The 15,122-nt window shown below is 70.8% G+C and carries 13 protein-coding genes; 4 read left to right on the top strand and 9 right to left on the bottom strand.

Features of this window, described 5'->3' with window-relative positions; all coding sequences use genetic code 11:
* Nucleotides 1–662: 662 nt before the first annotated feature.
* Nucleotides 663–941, bottom strand: a complete 279-nt coding sequence (locus OG389_RS21945) for a hypothetical protein (protein WP_328300172.1) — start codon at nt 939–941, stop codon at nt 663–665.
* 867 nt (nt 942–1,808) lie between these two features.
* On the opposite strand from OG389_RS21945, the gene OG389_RS21940 reads away from it, so the two are divergent.
* On the top strand, nt 1,809–2,180 hold the full coding sequence (locus OG389_RS21940; protein WP_328300171.1) for a hypothetical protein: 372 nt from the start codon (nt 1,809–1,811) through the stop codon (nt 2,178–2,180).
* Between the two features lie 31 nt (nt 2,181–2,211).
* Here OG389_RS21940 and hemB read toward each other — a convergent pair whose 3' ends face one another.
* The 6 genes from hemB to OG389_RS21910 form a co-directional block, all read right to left on the bottom strand.
* The gene (gene hemB / locus OG389_RS21935) at nt 2,212–3,213 is read right to left on the bottom strand and encodes a porphobilinogen synthase (protein WP_328300170.1); all 1,002 of its coding nucleotides are present in this window, start codon (nt 3,211–3,213) and stop codon (nt 2,212–2,214) included.
* A gap of 97 nt (nt 3,214–3,310) precedes the next feature.
* Nucleotides 3,311–4,978 (bottom strand): bifunctional uroporphyrinogen-III C-methyltransferase/uroporphyrinogen-III synthase, encoded by a 1,668-nt coding sequence (locus OG389_RS21930; RefSeq protein ID WP_328300169.1) that lies wholly within the window; start codon nt 4,976–4,978, stop codon nt 3,311–3,313.
* Entirely contained in the window at nt 4,975–5,943 is a 969-nt protein-coding gene (hemC, locus tag OG389_RS21925; RefSeq protein WP_328300168.1) for a hydroxymethylbilane synthase, read from the bottom strand. The genes OG389_RS21930 and hemC overlap by 4 nt, the downstream gene beginning before the upstream one ends.
* Nucleotides 5,940–7,661 (bottom strand): glutamyl-tRNA reductase, encoded by a 1,722-nt coding sequence (locus tag OG389_RS21920; protein ID WP_328300167.1) that lies wholly within the window; start codon nt 7,659–7,661, stop codon nt 5,940–5,942. The genes hemC and OG389_RS21920 overlap by 4 nt, the downstream gene beginning before the upstream one ends.
* Nucleotides 7,658–8,476 carry a redox-sensing transcriptional repressor Rex gene (locus OG389_RS21915; RefSeq protein ID WP_328300166.1) on the bottom strand — a complete coding sequence of 273 codons (819 nt, stop codon included), beginning with the start codon at nt 8,474–8,476 and terminating at the stop codon, nt 7,658–7,660. Before OG389_RS21915 ends, OG389_RS21920 begins: the two co-directional genes overlap by 4 nt.
* A 273-nt stretch (nt 8,477–8,749) precedes the next feature.
* Nucleotides 8,750–9,028 carry a glutaredoxin family protein gene (locus OG389_RS21910; RefSeq protein ID WP_328300165.1) on the bottom strand — a complete coding sequence of 93 codons (279 nt, stop codon included), beginning with the start codon at nt 9,026–9,028 and terminating at the stop codon, nt 8,750–8,752.
* A gap of 308 nt (nt 9,029–9,336) precedes the next feature.
* Here OG389_RS21910 and OG389_RS21905 point away from each other — a divergent pair, with 308 nt between their 5' ends.
* From OG389_RS21905 to OG389_RS21895, 3 genes are all read left to right on the top strand, one after another.
* Complete coding sequence (locus OG389_RS21905) at nt 9,337–10,308, top strand: HAD family hydrolase (RefSeq protein ID WP_328300164.1); 972 nt, start codon at nt 9,337–9,339, stop codon at nt 10,306–10,308.
* A gap of 385 nt (nt 10,309–10,693) precedes the next feature.
* Complete coding sequence (locus OG389_RS21900; RefSeq protein WP_328300163.1) at nt 10,694–11,512, top strand: ECF subfamily RNA polymerase sigma factor, BldN family; 819 nt, start codon at nt 10,694–10,696, stop codon at nt 11,510–11,512.
* A gap of 260 nt (nt 11,513–11,772) precedes the next feature.
* On the top strand, nt 11,773–12,972 hold the full coding sequence (locus OG389_RS21895; protein ID WP_328300162.1) for a DUF5667 domain-containing protein: 1,200 nt from the start codon (nt 11,773–11,775) through the stop codon (nt 12,970–12,972).
* A 91-nt stretch (nt 12,973–13,063) separates the two neighbouring features.
* On the opposite strand, the gene OG389_RS21890 is transcribed toward OG389_RS21895, so the two are convergent.
* Together OG389_RS21890 and OG389_RS21885 are read right to left on the bottom strand one after the other, a co-directional pair.
* Nucleotides 13,064–14,041 carry a lysophospholipid acyltransferase family protein gene (locus OG389_RS21890; RefSeq protein ID WP_328300161.1) on the bottom strand — a complete coding sequence of 326 codons (978 nt, stop codon included), beginning with the start codon at nt 14,039–14,041 and terminating at the stop codon, nt 13,064–13,066.
* Nucleotides 14,041–15,099 carry an NAD-dependent epimerase/dehydratase family protein gene (locus tag OG389_RS21885; RefSeq protein ID WP_328300160.1) on the bottom strand — a complete coding sequence of 353 codons (1,059 nt, stop codon included), beginning with the start codon at nt 15,097–15,099 and terminating at the stop codon, nt 14,041–14,043. Before OG389_RS21885 ends, OG389_RS21890 begins: the two co-directional genes overlap by 1 nt.
* Nucleotides 15,100–15,122: the final 23 nt, after the last annotated feature.

The following is a 15,122-nucleotide window of genomic DNA, read 5'->3' as shown; positions in this document are numbered from 1 at the left end:
TGGTCGGGGGCGTTGACAGGGTCCGGGGGGAGCCCGGCAGTCCAGCGTCCTTTCGGTGCGGGCCGGCCCGTCAAGGGCGCTCCCTGCGGTCGCGTCGCTACGCGATGGCCTACGGCCACCCTTGACCGACCGACCCACCCCGAAACGCCACAAGACTTCCGGGATCCCCCCGAGGAACGGCCGGGAGGGACGATGAGGAGGAGCGGGCAGACTGGCAGACCCCAGGCCCTTTCCCGCCGGTCATCCGCACCCGACACCCATCAGCACCACCCAGCCGGACGGAACAGACACCCGGGGAGCTCGGAGCACCCAGGACCGGGCGGTCAGCCACCCTTCCCGCACCTTCGCACGGCTTGCACGAGCGTAAGGACGACCACCACCCCCAGGCGATCGGCGGGCGCACCAGATCGCTACACACTCCCACTCGGCTAAGCGGCAACCGACCGTCCGTGGCCGAGCAATCGAAACGATCAGATCTCGGATGCTAAAGACGAAAGATCAGGACCGCCCTCAGACCACTGCCGGGCCATGGGCGTGCCTATGTCCAGCCCAAGACGGCCGGTGGTCGCTGAGCCGAGCGGGACCGTGTAGCGATTTGACGCGCTCACCGACTGCTTGGGGCATGTCATCACCCTCACACGGTTGGTGGGCGCATCGGATCGCTACACGGTCTCGCTCGGCTCAGCGGATTGCTTGCGTCGTTGCAGGATCCACCGGTGGACGGGGGGCGTCAGGCCAGCACCGACGATGAACCCGAGCGTGACACTCCGGCTTGCGAACGCGACAATTCCGATGAGTGCGCACAGGGCCAGGCCGGTCAGAACCAGACCCGCGACCTTGACACCCCGAGCGAGCCGGTTCAGTCGGCTCACAGTCGAGAGAGTCACGAGATAGACGGTGGAGCCGAAAGCGGCCGACGCCAGGGCGGTTAGAGCGTTCATTCCGCGACCTTTCAAAATCTGAAGCCGACTCGTCGGCTTTTGATGTCGGATGCACCCGGCCGTTCACAAGACCCTCGCCTTGACGTGGCTGCCGGTCCATTTACTTGCCCCCGACCAGGGCCTGGCGCAAGTAACGAGTTCGGTGGAGACGAATGAACAGTAGTGATCTTCGCGGGATGATCAATGAGAATTGAGCCCTTACTGAGGTTCTCTTACCCGGCCCCCCTCCCCCAGACAAGAGATGGGCGATTTCAAGCCGCTGTGACGCAATGAATATCGCTGCGCCCGGCAGCACAAAGCGGAAGATCCGTCGCTCGGATGCCACCAAGGCAGAACACCTCGCCAACTGAAACGATCTCTTATCCGAGCGAGAGCGAATAGCGATCCGCCGCGTCCACCGACCGCTTGGGGGTGGTGGTCGTCCTTACGCTCATGCTGGCCGTGCGAAGGTGCGGGAAGGGTGGCCGACCCCCCGCTCCTGGATGCTCCGAGCTCCCCGGGCAGCCATCCGCTCCAGCTGGGCGGTCCTGACCGGTGACGGGTCCGGATGACCGGCCCGAGAGGGCGCGTACGTCTCTGACGTGCCCGCTCCTCCCGATCCGTCCCTCCCGGCCGTTCCTCGGGGGGAACCCGGAAGTCTTGTGGCGTTTCGGGGTGGGCCGGTCGGTCAAGGGTGGCCGAAGGCCATCGCGCAGCGACGCGACGACGAAGGAGGAGCGCCCTTGACGGACCGGCCCGCACCGAAAGGACACTGGACTGCCGGGCTCCCCCCGGACCCCGTCAACGCCACCGACCAACCCGCAGCCCCCGCTCACCCTGAGTACCCGCACTCATGTGCCCGCCCCCGCAGCCGCGTTGACTGGGTGCATGGACCTGACAGGCCGCGCAGACGGCGTTCACGACACCCGTGCCCGGGACCCCCGTGCCTTCATCGCCCCGCTCGTCGCCAGCCTGCTGACGCTGCCGCTCGCCGCCGTCGCGTTCTTCTTCGTCGCGCTGTCGCCCATGGCATGCGACTCCTGCGGCGAAATCGCCAGTGACCGGTTCGACGCCTCCTACGGAGTCGCCTTCACCGTCTTCGCCACCGGTCTGCTCCTGGCGCTCGGGCTGCTCGTCGCCGCCTGGGCGCTGCCCTGGCAGCGGCACAACTCCGGCCGCCGGGTGGTGCTCGCGCTCATCGCCCCGGCGGCCGTGATCCTCGACTACATCGTCTTCTACGGAATCGTGGACTGGCCCTGACGCTCAGTCCACAGACCTCAACCCGCAGACCTCACCGCTCCCCCCGCAGCCACCCCGCCACCTCGGTCGCCCAGTACGTCAGGATCGTGTCCGCGCCCGCCCGCTTGATGCCGAGCAGGGTCTCCAGGATGGCGCGGTCGCGCTCGATCCAGCCCTTCTCCGCCGCCGCCTCGATCATCGCGAACTCTCCGCTGATCTGGTACGCCGCCACCGGGACGTCCACCGACTGCGCGACCCGGTACAGGATGTCCAAGTACGGCCCCGCCGGCTTGACCATCACCATGTCGGCGCCCTCCTCCAGGTCGAGGGCGAGCTCGCGCAGCGACTCCCGGGCGTTCGCCGGGTCCTGCTGGTACGTCTTGCGGTCTCCCTGGAGGGAGGAGGCGACCGCCTCGCGGAAGGGGCCGTAGAACGCCGACGAATACTTCGCCGTGTACGCGAGGATCGACACGTCCTCGTGGCCCGTCTCGTCCAACGCGTCGCGGATGACGCCGACCTGGCCGTCCATCATCCCGCTCGGACCCACCACGTGAACGCCCGCGTCGGCCTGGACCTGCGCCATCTCGGCGTAGCGCTCCAGCGTCGCGTCGTTGTCCACGCGGCCGTGCTCGTCCAGGACCCCGCAGTGGCCGTGGTCGGTGTACTCGTCCAGGCAGAGGTCGGACATGATGACGAGGTCGTCGCCGACCTCCGCCTTCACGTCGCGGATCGCGAGCTGCAGGATCCCGTCCGGCTCGGTGCCCGCCGTGCCCCGCGCGTCCTTGTTCTCGTCGGCCGGGACCCCGAACAGCATGATCCCCGAGACGCCCGCCTCGACCGCCTCCACGGCGGCCTTCCGCAGCGTGTCCCGGGTGTGCTGGACCACCCCGGGCATCGCCGAGATGGCGAGCGGCTCGCTGATGCCCTCCCGGACGAACGCCGGGAGGATCAGGTCCGAGGGGTGCAGCCGGGTCTCCGCGACCATCCGCCGCATCGCCGGGGTGGTGCGCAGCCGGCGGGGCCGCGAGCCGGGGAAGGATCCGTACGTGCTCATCTTCTAGTCGCCTCTTCGAGCATCGGTCGAGAACAGTCGGGAACAAGGGTAGGGCCCGGGTGCGCTCGCACCCGGGCCCTACCCTTTAACGCCCACATCAGGTCGTACGACGCCTGCGCGCCCCCGGCCGTCGCTCGCTGGGCCGGTACACGCTCTCCCCGGCCTCCTTCGCGGCCTCGCGGCGCGCGGCCCCGTACTCGGCCAGGGCCTCCGCCAGCTTGCCCACGCTCGGCTCCGGCGACAGCACGTCGACCCGGAGCCCGTGCTCCTCGGCCGTCTTCGCCGTGGCCGGGCCGATACAGGCGATGACGGTGACGTTGTGCGGCTTGCCGGCGATGCCGACCAGGTTGCGCACGGTCGAGGAGGACGTGAAGAGAACGGCGTCGAAGCCGCCGCCCTTGATCGCCTCGCGCGTGTCCTGCGGCGGCGGCGACGCGCGCACGGTCCGGTAGGCGGTGACGTCGTCGACCTCCCACCCGAGCTCGATCAGCCCGGCGACCAGGGTCTCGGTGGCGATGTCGGCGCGCGGCAGGAAGACGCGGTCGATCGGGTCGAAGACCGGGTCGTAGGGCGGCCAGTCCTCCAGCAGTCCGGCGGCGGACTGTTCGCCGCTGGGCACCAGGTCGGGCTTGACGCCGAACTCCACCAGCGCGGCGGCGGTCTGCTCGCCCACGGCGGCGACCTTGATTCCCGCGAAGGCGCGGGCGTCGAGCCCGTACTCCTCGAACTTCTCGCGTACGGCCTTGACCGCGTTCACCGAAGTGAAGGCGATCCATTCGTAGCGGCCGGTGACCAGTCCCTTGACCGCCCGCTCCATCTGCTGCGGGGTGCGCGGCGGCTCCACCGCGATGGTCGGCACCTCGTGGGGCACCGCGCCGTACGAACGCAGCTGGTCGGAGAGCGAGGCCGCCTGCTCCTTGGTGCGCGGTACGAGGACCCGCCAGCCGAACAGCGGCTTCGACTCGAACCAGGACAGCTCCTCGCGGCGCGCGGCGGCGCCGTGCTCCCCGACCACGGCTATGACGGGGCGCGAGCCCTCGGGCGAGGGGAGGATCTTGCCCTGCTTGAAGACCTGGGCGATGGTGCCCAGGGTCGCGGACCAGGTGCGCTGGCGCGTGGTGGTACCGGCGACGGTCACGGTGAGCGGGGTGTCGGGCTTGCGCCCGGCGCTCACCAGCTCGGCGGCGGCCGCCGACACCGTCTCCAGCGTCGCGGAGACGACGAGGATGCCGTCGCTGGCGCCCACCTCGCTCCAGCAGCGCTGGGAGGCGTTGCGGGCGTCCACGAACCGCACGTCCGCGCCCTGCTTGCCGCTGAGCGGCACACCGGCGTACGCGGGTACGCCGACGGCGGTAGCGACGCCCGGGACGACCTCGAAGGGGATCCCTTCGGTCGCGCAGGCGAGCATCTCGTCGGCCGCGTTCCCGTCGAGTCCGGGGTCACCGGTGACGGCACGGACGACCCGCCTGCCGGAGCGCGCGGCCTCCATGACAAGATTGGCGGCGTCTCGGATCACCGGGACCCCGGCGGCCGTTGACTTCTCGTCAGCGATCGTCAGCTGTGGTGTGTCCACCCCCGCGCGCGCATGCGTACGTACGACCTCGAGCACCTCGGGCTCCGCGATCAGTACGTCCGCGGCGGCCAGGGCCTCCACGGCGCGAAGCGTCAGCAGTCCCGGGTCGCCCGGGCCGGCACCGAGGAAGGTGACGTGCCCGTGGACGGCGACGGCCGCGAATGCGGAGGTGGTTGGGCTTGTGGGGTTCAAAGCGACCGCTCCCCCATCAGACCGGCCGCGCCCTTGGCCAGCATCTCGTCCGCGAGTTCGCGGCCGAGCGCCATGGCCTCGTCGTACGACTGGGGCACGGGACCGGTGGTGGACAGCTGCACCAGCGTGGAACCGTCGAGGGTTCCCACGACTCCACGCAGGCGCATCTCATTGACAATCTGCCCGTCGGCCAGCAGGTCGGCGAGCGCGCCCACGGGGGCGCTGCAGCCGGCCTCCAGGGCGGCGAGCAGGGCGCGTTCGGCGGTCACGGCGGCCCGGGTGTACGGGTCGTCGAGCTCGGCGAGCGCGGAGATCAGGTCCGTGTCGGACGCGAGGCACTCCACGGCCAGGGCGCCCTGGCCGGGTGCGGGCAGCATGTTGTCCACGGAGATCAGGTCGGTGGCCTCGTCACCGCGGCCGATCCGGTTGAGGCCGGCGGCGGCGAGTACGACGGCGTCGAGCTCGCCGCTGCGCACGAACCCGATCCGGGTGTCGACGTTCCCGCGGATGGCGACGGTCTCGATGACCTTCCCCAGCGAGCGGGCGTACGCGTGCAGCTGCGACGTGCGCCGCGGCGAACCGGTACCGATGCGCGCGCCGTCGGGCAGCTGCTCGAAGGTGAGGCCGTCGCGCGCGACGAGCGCGTCGCGGGCGTCCTCGCGCTGCGGCATGGCCGCGATGACGAGCTCGGCGGGCTGCGCGGTGGGCAGGTCCTTCAGCGAGTGCACGGCGAAGTCGACCTCGCCGCGTACGAGTGCCTCGCGCAGGGCGGTGACGAAGACGCCGGTGCCGCCGATCTGCGAGAGGCTCTCGCGGGACACGTCACCGTAGGTCGTGATCTCCACGAGCTCGACGGGCCGGCCGGTGATCGCCCGTACCGCCTCGGCGACATGTCCGGACTGGGACATGGCCAGCTTGCTTCGCCGCGTGCCGAGCCGGAGGGGCTGGTCGAGACGTGGATTCATGATGCCCGTCCTGAGTCGTCGTTCTGGTCTGCCGCGTCCGCCCGGCTGACGGAGGCCACCGTCTGCGGGTCGAGATCGAAGAGTTCGCGCAGCGCCTCGGCGTACCCGGCGCCGCCGGGCTCGCTCGCGAGCTGCTTGACGCGCACGGTCGGCGCGTGGAGGAGCTTGTCGACGACGCGCCGCACGGTCTGAGTGACCTCGGCCCGCTGCCGGTCGTCGAGGTCGGGTACCCGTCCGTCGAGCCGTGCCACTTCCATGGCGACGACCTCGGCGGCCATGGCGCGCAGGGCGACCACGGTGGGCGTGATGTGCGCGGCCCGCTGGGCGGCGCCGAAGGCGGCCACCTCGGCGGCCACTATCCCGCGCACGGCGTCGACGTCGGCGGCCATCGGCGCGTCGGCGGACGCCTCGGCCAGCGACTCGATGTCGACGAGCCGTACCCCGGGGATCCGGTGCACGGCGGCGTCGATGTCCCGGGGCATGGCCAGGTCGAGCAGCGCGAGGGTCACGTGCTGCTCGTCGGCCCGGTTACGGGCCTCCTTGCGCGGCTGCTGCCGCTGCGCGGCGGCCTCGCCCTGGTCGGCCCAGGTGCCGTGCAGTTCCAGCGAGCTGGCGTCCACCCCGGCCAGCGCGGCGCGCCCGTCGGCGGTCCGCCCGGGATCGGAGGCCAGCGCCTCCAGCCCGACGGGGCACCCGTCGCGCTCGTCCACGGCCACCTTGCTCCGCACGGCCCCGGCGTCGGCGATCCGCCGCCCACCGGCCGCCAGTACGGCGAGGCGCGCGACGAGCTCGGCGGGCACGTCCAGCCCCGCCGGTGATTGAGGCGCGGGGGTCAGGGGGCCGGATCCCGGCGTCGGCTCCGCACCATCGGCGCCCGCGGGGTCCGCCTCCACGGCCGCGGCCACGTCGTCCCCGGTCAGCACGAGCCCGGTGGCGCCGGTGCAGGACACGACGACGTCGACTCGTGTCAGCTCGTCGGCGACGGCGGACATCGTGATGGCCGAAGCCGTCACCCCGGTGCCCGAGGCAACCAGAATCTCGGCCAGCCGCTCCGCCCGCTCCGCGGTCCGGTTGGCCACCACGACCTCGGCGACACCGACCCGCGCGAGCGTCGCCGCGGCCAGCGAGGACATCGACCCGGCCCCGATGACGAGCGCCCGCTTCCCCGCGGCCCACTCCTCCACCGGCACGTGTACGGCGAGCTGTTCCAGCCCGAAGGTCACCAGCGACTGCCCCGCCCGGTCGATCCCGGTCTCGGAGTGCGCCCGCTTGCCGACCCGCAGTGCCTGCTGGAAGAGGTCGTTGATCAGGCGCCCGGCCGTGTGGAGCTCCTGCCCCAGCGCCAGCGCGTCCTTGATCTGTCCGAGGATCTGCCCCTCGCCGACCACCATCGAGTCCAGGCCGCACGCCACCGAGAACAGGTGGTGCACCGCCCGGTCCTCGTAGTGCACGTAGAGATAGGGGGTGAGCTCCTCCAGCGCGACCCCACTGTGCTGGGCCAGCAGCGTGGACAGCTCGGCGACACCCGCGTGGAACTTGTCCACGTCGGCGTACAGCTCGATCCGGTTGCACGTGGCGAGTACGGCCGCCTCCGTCGCCGGCTCGGCGGCCAGCGTGTCGTGCAGCAGCTTGACCTTGGCATCGACGGGCAGCGAGGCGCGCTCCAGCACGCTCACGGGCGCACTGCGATGACTGAGGCCTACGACGAGCAGACTCATGCCGGCATCACCGCCGGCACATCGCCCTCGGGACCGCCCTTGCGCGCGACGGCGGCGGCCCGCCCGGCGGGCGGCACGACGGCGGCGGCCGGGGCCGCCCCGGTGCCGGTGCCCACGGCGCTGCCGCCGGCGGCAGCGGCGGCAGCCGCTTCCTCGCCGGCCTTGCGCTGCTCGTGGAACGCCAGGATCTGGAGCTCGATGGACAGGTCGACCTTGCGCACGTCCACGCCCTCGGGCACGGACAGCACGGTCGGGGCGAAGTTCAGGATGGAGGTGACACCGGCGGCGATCAGCCGCTCGCTCACCTGCTGCGCGGCACCCGCCGGGGTCGCGATGACCCCGATGGAGACGCCGTTCTCCTCGATGATCTTCTCCAGGTCATCGGTGTGCTGCACGGGCATGCCGGCGACGGGCTTGCCGGCCATGGCCGGGTCGGCGTCGATGAGCGCGGCCACGCGGAAGCCGCGCGAGGCGAAGCCGCCGTAGTTGGCCAGTGCGGCGCCGAGGTTACCGATGCCGACGATGACGACCGGCCAGTCCTGGGTCAGCCCGAGCTCGCGGGAGATCTGGTAGACGAGGTACTCCACGTCGTAACCGACCCCGCGGGTCCCGTAGGAGCCGAGGTAGGAGAAGTCCTTGCGGAGCTTCGCGGAGTTGACTCCGGCGGCCGCGGCCAGTTCCTCGGAGGACACCGTGGGCACCGATCGCTCGGAGAGCGCGGTGAGGGCGCGCAGGTACAGCGGAAGCCGGGCGACAGTGGCCTCGGGAATACCTCGGCTGCGGGTCGCCGGTCGGTGAGTTCGGCCAGTTGCCACGATGCTCCTGCGGGATGAGCGGGGCTGCAGGTGGCCACTTGTCCCAGGACCACCCCGTCGAATGCAGGCTATGTCTTTGTGAACGCGTGCACAAAGATTGTGTCCGGTTTGTCCGAGCAAAGTGACCGGGGTCACGCGCCTTGGGCGTACGGGGCGGGAACGGGCGACACGCCGAACCCGTTCAATTCCCGAAGGGGGCAAAACGGAACACACTCCTCACCAATACGCCCCCGAGACCCCATAAATCGCCCACGATCGTAACCGCCCGACGGGTCAAGCCCGCAATGCCCGTCGGAGCCGGTCAGGGTTCACCCTCCAGAAGGTGTGCTGCTCACCGTCCACCAGCACCACGGGAATCTGCTCCCAGTGCAGGCGGTAGAGCTCCTCGTCCTGCGTAATGTCCTTCTTCTCCCACTGTGCGCCTGTCTCGGCGCAGACCTTCTCGACGACCTCCTGGGCGTCGTCACAGAGATGACACCCCGGCTTCCCGACGAGCGTGACCATCCGCTCCTCAGGACGCTTCTTCCCGGCACGGCGCAGCAGAGGACTCATGCGCCCATTCTCCCTCGCGGGCACACGCCGCGAACCGGACCCTCCCCGCGCACTCCACGGCGAGCCGCGCACGGTGCGGCGCGGCAGCCGGACACACGGCACCGCCAGGAGTACGCACTCGCCGGGAGTACGAACTGAATTTGCGCCGCAGGAAACCCGAGCAACCGCCGGTTCGCCGGGCGGCCCGAGCCGAAAATCCGCACACCGATCCGGAGCGGAGGGAAACTTCACCCCCGGGGAGGGGAGCGTTCAAGCCCTCGCTTCCCACGAGTTCGGGAACTTCCGAACACAGTGGCTATGCTCGCGTCATGGCCGCTCTGGGATGGCTCACCCCCCGTAGGCGCTCCGCCACCGCGCGGAGCGTTCTGGCAGGCGAGGCCTCGGCCGAGGCCGCCCGCAAGACCGCGCTGGCCGACGGAGATCCCGACGCCGCGGCCCCCGACACCGCGCGGGCCCGGGCCGAGGCCGAGGAGGCCGCGGGCCCCGAGCCCGAGTTCCCCGTCGCCGGCGACGACCTCGCGGCCGCCTTCTTCGACCTCGACAACACCGTCATGCAGGGCGCCGCGATCTTCCACTTCGGCCGCGGCCTCTACAAGCGGGAGTTCTTCCGCCGCCGCGAGCTCGCCCGCTTCGCCTGGCAGCAGGCCTGGTTCCGGCTGGCCGGGGTCGAGGACCCCGACCACATGCAGGACGCCCGCGACAGTGCCCTGTCCATCGTCAAGGGGCACAAGGTCTCCGAGCTGATGTCCATCGGCGAGGAGATCTACGACGAGTACATGGCGGAGCGGATCTGGCCGGGCACCCGCGCCCTGGCCCAGGCCCACCTCGACGCCGGCCAGAAGGTGTGGCTGGTGACGGCCGCCCCCGTGGAGACGGCCACGATCATCGCCCGCCGGCTCGGGCTGACCGGGGCGCTGGGCACGGTCGCCGAATCCGTGGACGGCATCTACACCGGCCGGCTGGTCGGCGAGCCGCTGCACGGCCCCGCCAAGGCCGAGGCGGTGCGCGCCCTGGCCACCGCCGAGGGGCTGGACCTCGCGCGCTGCGCCGCGTACAGCGATTCGCACAACGACATTCCGATGCTGTCGCTGGTCGGGCATCCGTACGCGATCAATCCCGACACAAAACTGCGCAAGCATGCCCGCACCAACGACTGGCGCCTGCGCGACTATCGGACCGGTCGCAAGGCCGTGAAGGTCGGCGTCCCGGCAGCCGCGGGCGTCGGCGCGATCGCGGGCGGCGCGGCCGCCGCGATCGCCCTGCACCGCCGCCGCCGGTAGCCCTCGCGGGGCCGCGCGCCCGGGCCCTGCCCGGCTCCTGCCCGGCCTCCCGCGCCACCGCACCCGCCGAGCCCCCGGGCCCGGGGCATTCGCTCACCTCTACCCGCGCCTCCGGCGCGGCACTCCGCCCTGCCCCACTCGGTCGCGAGCCACCGTGGAAGCAGCCATTCCGCGCACCCAACCGATCAAGAATCGATCACCATGTGCGACTGAATATGCCTTCGACACGCAACAGAAGTGTCGTAACCGGTGATTTGAGCAACTGGGTGTAGCACTGCCTGTACGAAGCGTTATTCTCCTCAAACGCATGCCACCGCCACCTGTCGACACGACGGGTGAACGGTCCCGCACTGCACGTGATGGAAGCTCTGCCTCTGGGAGTCCCGTGTACCCACCTGTCGGGGTTGACGCCTCGGGCCTGGCTACGCTGCGCGCAACGGTCCTCGACCACCTGCGCGGCTTCGTCCCCACCGCGTACGCCGTCCCCGCCTTCGCCACCGCGGTCCCCGCCGGACTCGGCCCGGCCGGTCCTTGCTATGCCCTGACCGACGGCGGAGCAACGGTGGGCAGACGCGGTCGCACCGGCGGCGCGGCCTCCGGTGGCGCCGCCGCCGGTACGACCGCGCCCGCCGCCCGCCGCCCCACCGCGGACAGCGACCAGGCCCGCATGATGGACCTGGTCGAACGTGCCCAGGCCGGTGAGGCCGAAGCCTTCGGCCGCCTGTACGACCAGTACAGCGACACCGTCTACCGCTACATCTACTATCGCGTCGGCGGCAAGGCGACCGCGGAGGATCTCACCAGCGAGACCTTCCTGCGTGCGCTGCGCCGTATCTCCACCTTCACCTGGCAGGGCCGTGACTTCGGCGCCTGGCTCGTGACGATCGCCCGCAACCTGGTCGCCGACCACTTCAAGTCGAGCCGTTTCCGCCTGGAAGTCACCACGGGCGAAATGCTGGACGCCAACGAGGTGGAACGGTCCCCCGAGGACTCCGTCCTGGAGTCCCTCTCCAACGCGGCCTTGCTGGAAGCCGTACGGAAACTCAATCCGCAGCAGCAGGAGTGCGTGACCCTGCGCTTCCTGCAGGGCCTCTCGGTCGCCGAGACGGCCAGGGTGATGGGAAAGAACGAGGGTGCTATCAAGACCCTCCAGTACCGGGCGGTCCGCACGCTGGCCCGCCTCCTCCCGGACGACGCCCGCTGACGCCGCCTCTTCGATCACATTCGGTATCCCTCCCTGATGACCTTGATGACACTGCCGACACCGACGACATTGACGACGCTGTGGTCCGATCATCCTTCGTCCGTAACCCAAGTGCCGCGCCGCTCGTTGTGCGGGATGCAGGCTCCCTGTGGACAAGCCCTGCCCGAAGCCGCTCACTCGAAAGTGTGGATGTGCTCAAGGAAGGCAACCTTCCGGACACCTTGGGGAGTCGATCGTCATGACGAGAGGAGGTGCCGCCAGTGATCGCGAACGTGACTCCGCACCGGCGGGCGAACGCCTTCGCCCAGGCCCTGGAGGAGCGGACCCCGTCCGACCTTTCGGAACCGGACCCGGCGGCCGAGCAGTCCGAGGCACCTGCCGAACCTGCCGACCACGACCGGTTGTTGGCCCTGGCGAGCGCGCTCGGCGAAAGAATGCCGCGCCCGGTGCTGGACCCCGAGGTCAAAGTGGTGCAACGAGCCCAGCTCATTGCCGCCATGGAGGCCAAGGTGATGGAGGAGAGGGCCGGGGGCGGCGTGGCCGCGGACCCTCAAGTGCCCGAACAGCGGACCGGCCGCGGCGCCCACCGGGCGACCTCGCTCCGGAAATTGCGGCCCCGCTCCCGCTGGTCCAAGGGCATCGCAGCGGGCGGCCTCACCGTAGGTGTGGCCGCGGGGGCCTTCAGCGGAGTGGCCGCTGCCAGCACGGACGCCCTGCCGGGTGACCACCTGTACCCCGTGAAGCGGGGCATGGAGGACATCCGGCTCGGGATGGCCGACGACGATTCGGACCGGGGCGAGCTCTATCTCGACCAGGCCTCGAGCCGTCTCTCGGAAGCGCGCCGGCTCATGGAGCGCGGCCGTCTGGGCGCCCTGGACCACGAGTCCCTCGGCGAGATCCGCCGGGCACTCGCGGGAATGAAGCACGATGCCTCGGAGGGCCACCGCCTGCTCCAGGCCGCCTACGAACGGGACGGCTCACTCGGCCCGATCCAGGCGCTGTCCTCGTTCTCCAGGTCGCACCGCGACGCCTGGGCCAAGCTCCGGGGCAATCTCCCGGCGCAGCTCACGGACGTGGGCGGTGAGGTGGAGTCGGTCTTCCAGGCCATAGACCAAGACGTGGCGCCGCTCCAGGGTCTGCTCCCGAAGCCTCCGGAACAGACCCGCGGCTCCGGCCCCTCCACCAGGCCGAGTGCCCCGGCGGGCAAGCACCAGGCACCGCCCCCCTCGGGCACCCCGTCCGCGACCCCCACACCGTCGGCCTCGGGAGCCACGAAGCCCCCGCCCGCCGGCGGTGGCCTCCTGGGTGGCACGGGCGACCTGCTGAACCCGCCCGCGGGCCAGCCGACCCCATCCCAGTCCGGCAGCACTCCGGAACATCCCCACCCGGACATCACCCTGCCGCCCCTCCTCCCCGGCCTCCTCCCAGGCCTGGGCATCAAGGCGGAAGACGTGGAATAGCGGAAAGCGCTGGTGGGGCTGGATTCATCCAGCCCCACCAGCGCTTTCTTCCGGCACGGGAGTCCGGGGGCCGGCCCCCGGCACCCACCGGTCAGAAGAACACGGACCGCCGCTGCACCAGCAGCTTGTACAGCGTGTGCTGGATCTGCTCCCGCACCTGATCGGTGAGGTTGAACATCAGCATCGGATCCTCCGCCGCCTCCGCCGCATAACCCGCGGTGGCGATCGGCTCCCCGAACTGGATCGTCCACTTCGTCGGCAACGGCACCGCCCCGAGCGGCCCCAGCAGCGGAAACGTCGGCGTGATCGGGAAGTAGGGAATCCCCAGCAACCGCGCCAGCGTCTTCGCGTTGCCGATCATGGGGTAGATCTCCTCCGCCCCCACGATCGAGCACGGCACGATCGGCGTCCCCGCCCTCAGCGCGGTCGACACGAACCCGCCCCGCCCGAACCGCTGGAGCTTGTACCGCTCTCCGAACGGCTTCCCTATCCCCTTGAAGCCCTCGGGCATCACGCCCACCAGCTCCCCGGCCTCCAGCAGCCGCTGCGCGTCCTCCGCGCACGCCAGCGTGTGGCCGGCCTTGCGGGCGATCTCGTTCACGACGGGCAGCATGAACACCAGGTCCGCCGCCAGCAGCCGCAGGTGCCGCTGTGCCGGGTGCTGGTCGTGCACGGCGACCTGGAGCATCAGACCGTCCAGCGGCAGCGTCCCGGAGTGGTTCGCCACGATCAGCGCGCCGCCCTCCTTCGGGATGTTCTCGATGCCCTTGACCTCGACCCGGAAGTACTTGTCGTACACCGGCCGCAGCAGGGACATCAGGACCTGGTCCGTCAGCTCCTTGTCGTAGCCGAAGGCGTCGACCTCGTAGTCCCCGGTGATCCGGCGCCGCAGGAACGCCAGACCGCCGGCGATCCGTCGGTCCCAGCCGTCGCCCTCCGCAGTGGGCTCCGGTACGGCCTCCACCACCGGATCCGGCGCCTCCGGCGCCACCCGGACCCGCCGGGCCGCGGACGACGACCGCCGTCGCGGCCGGTCCTCGTCGAACGGAATCACCTTGGCGTCCGCCACTATCGCTTCGCTCCCTCAGCCACAGCCCCAGCCTCCACGTTCAACAGCTCCGCCACCCGGTCCACGGCCCGCCCCACCCGCTCCGGCGGCAACAGCCCGTTCCCCCGGCTCCGCGTGAAGTCGGCGAAGGTCTCGGCGGTCGTGTACATGGGCTCGAATCCCAGCACCTCCCGCATCTGCGTGGTCTCCACGACCCGCCCGTGCGTGAGGAGCCTTATCTGCTCGGGCGAGAAGTCCGTCGCCCCGACCGCCCGCAGCGCCGAGCCCACCCACGTCACCGCGGGCAGCAGCAACGGCAGCGTAGGCCGCCCCAGCCGGCGCGTGCACTGCGACAGCAGCAGCACCCCGTCGCCGGCGATGTTGAACGTCCCGCTGATCCCACTGGTCTGCGCCGCGAGCCGCAACACGTCCAGTACGTCGTCCTCGTGCACGAACTGCAACCGCGGGTCGTAGCCCAGCACGGTCGGGATCAGGGGCATCGAGAAGTACTCGGCGAGCGCCGAGTCGGCGAAGGGTCCCAAGATGTTCGCGAACCGCAGTACGCACACCGCGACGTCCGGCCGCCTGCGCGCGAAGCCCCGTACGTACCCCTCGACCTCGACGGCGTCCTTGGCGAAGCCTGCCGCGGGCAGCGACTTGGGCTGCGTGGTCTCGGTGAAGACGGCCGGATCCCGTGAGGTGCCCCCGTACACGCTGGTACTGGACTTCACCACGAGCCGCCGAACCGTCGGGGACTTCTGGCAGGCCCCGAGGAGCTGCATCGTCCCGATGACGTTGGTTTCCTTGACGGTGCTGTACGAGACGGCACCCGCGCCCGTCGCGGCACCTCCGGTGACCGCGAGATGGACCACCGTGTCGACGGCGTTCTCGGCGAGCACCCGGGCGATCGCCGACTGCCGGATGTCCGTCCGGATGAACTCGGCCGATCCCAGCCGGTGCGACGGCGTCACCGCGTCGACCGCGATCACCCGCTCGACCTCCGGGTCCCGCTGGATCCGCCGCACGAAGCGGCCTCCCAGCTGCCGGGCAGCCCCGGTAACGAGCACGACCTTCCCCACGAGCTCAGCGCCTCCCTCGAAGA

It is taken from the genome of Streptomyces sp. NBC_00435, from assembly GCF_036014235.1.
In the GTDB taxonomy this organism is placed as follows: domain Bacteria; phylum Actinomycetota; class Actinomycetes; order Streptomycetales; family Streptomycetaceae; genus Streptomyces.
This window is presented reverse-complemented; position numbering and strand designations above follow the sequence as displayed.

Bases quoted from the DNA above. Each gene is read 5' to 3' on its own strand.
- OG389_RS21945 (WP_328300172.1), bottom strand. From the start codon at position 941: ATGAACGCTCTAACCGCCCTGGCGTCGGCCGCTTTCGGCTCCACCGTC.
- OG389_RS21940 (WP_328300171.1), top strand. From the start codon at position 1,809: ATGGACCTGACAGGCCGCGCAGACGGCGTTCACGACACCCGTGCCCGG.
- hemB (WP_328300170.1), bottom strand. From the start codon at position 3,213: ATGAGCACGTACGGATCCTTCCCCGGCTCGCGGCCCCGCCGGCTGCGC.
- hemC (WP_328300168.1), bottom strand. From the start codon at position 5,943: ATGAATCCACGTCTCGACCAGCCCCTCCGGCTCGGCACGCGGCGAAGC.
- OG389_RS21920 (WP_328300167.1), bottom strand. From the start codon at position 7,661: ATGAGTCTGCTCGTCGTAGGCCTCAGTCATCGCAGTGCGCCCGTGAGC.
- OG389_RS21910 (WP_328300165.1), bottom strand. From the start codon at position 9,028: ATGAGTCCTCTGCTGCGCCGTGCCGGGAAGAAGCGTCCTGAGGAGCGG.
- OG389_RS21905 (WP_328300164.1), top strand. From the start codon at position 9,337: ATGGCCGCTCTGGGATGGCTCACCCCCCGTAGGCGCTCCGCCACCGCG.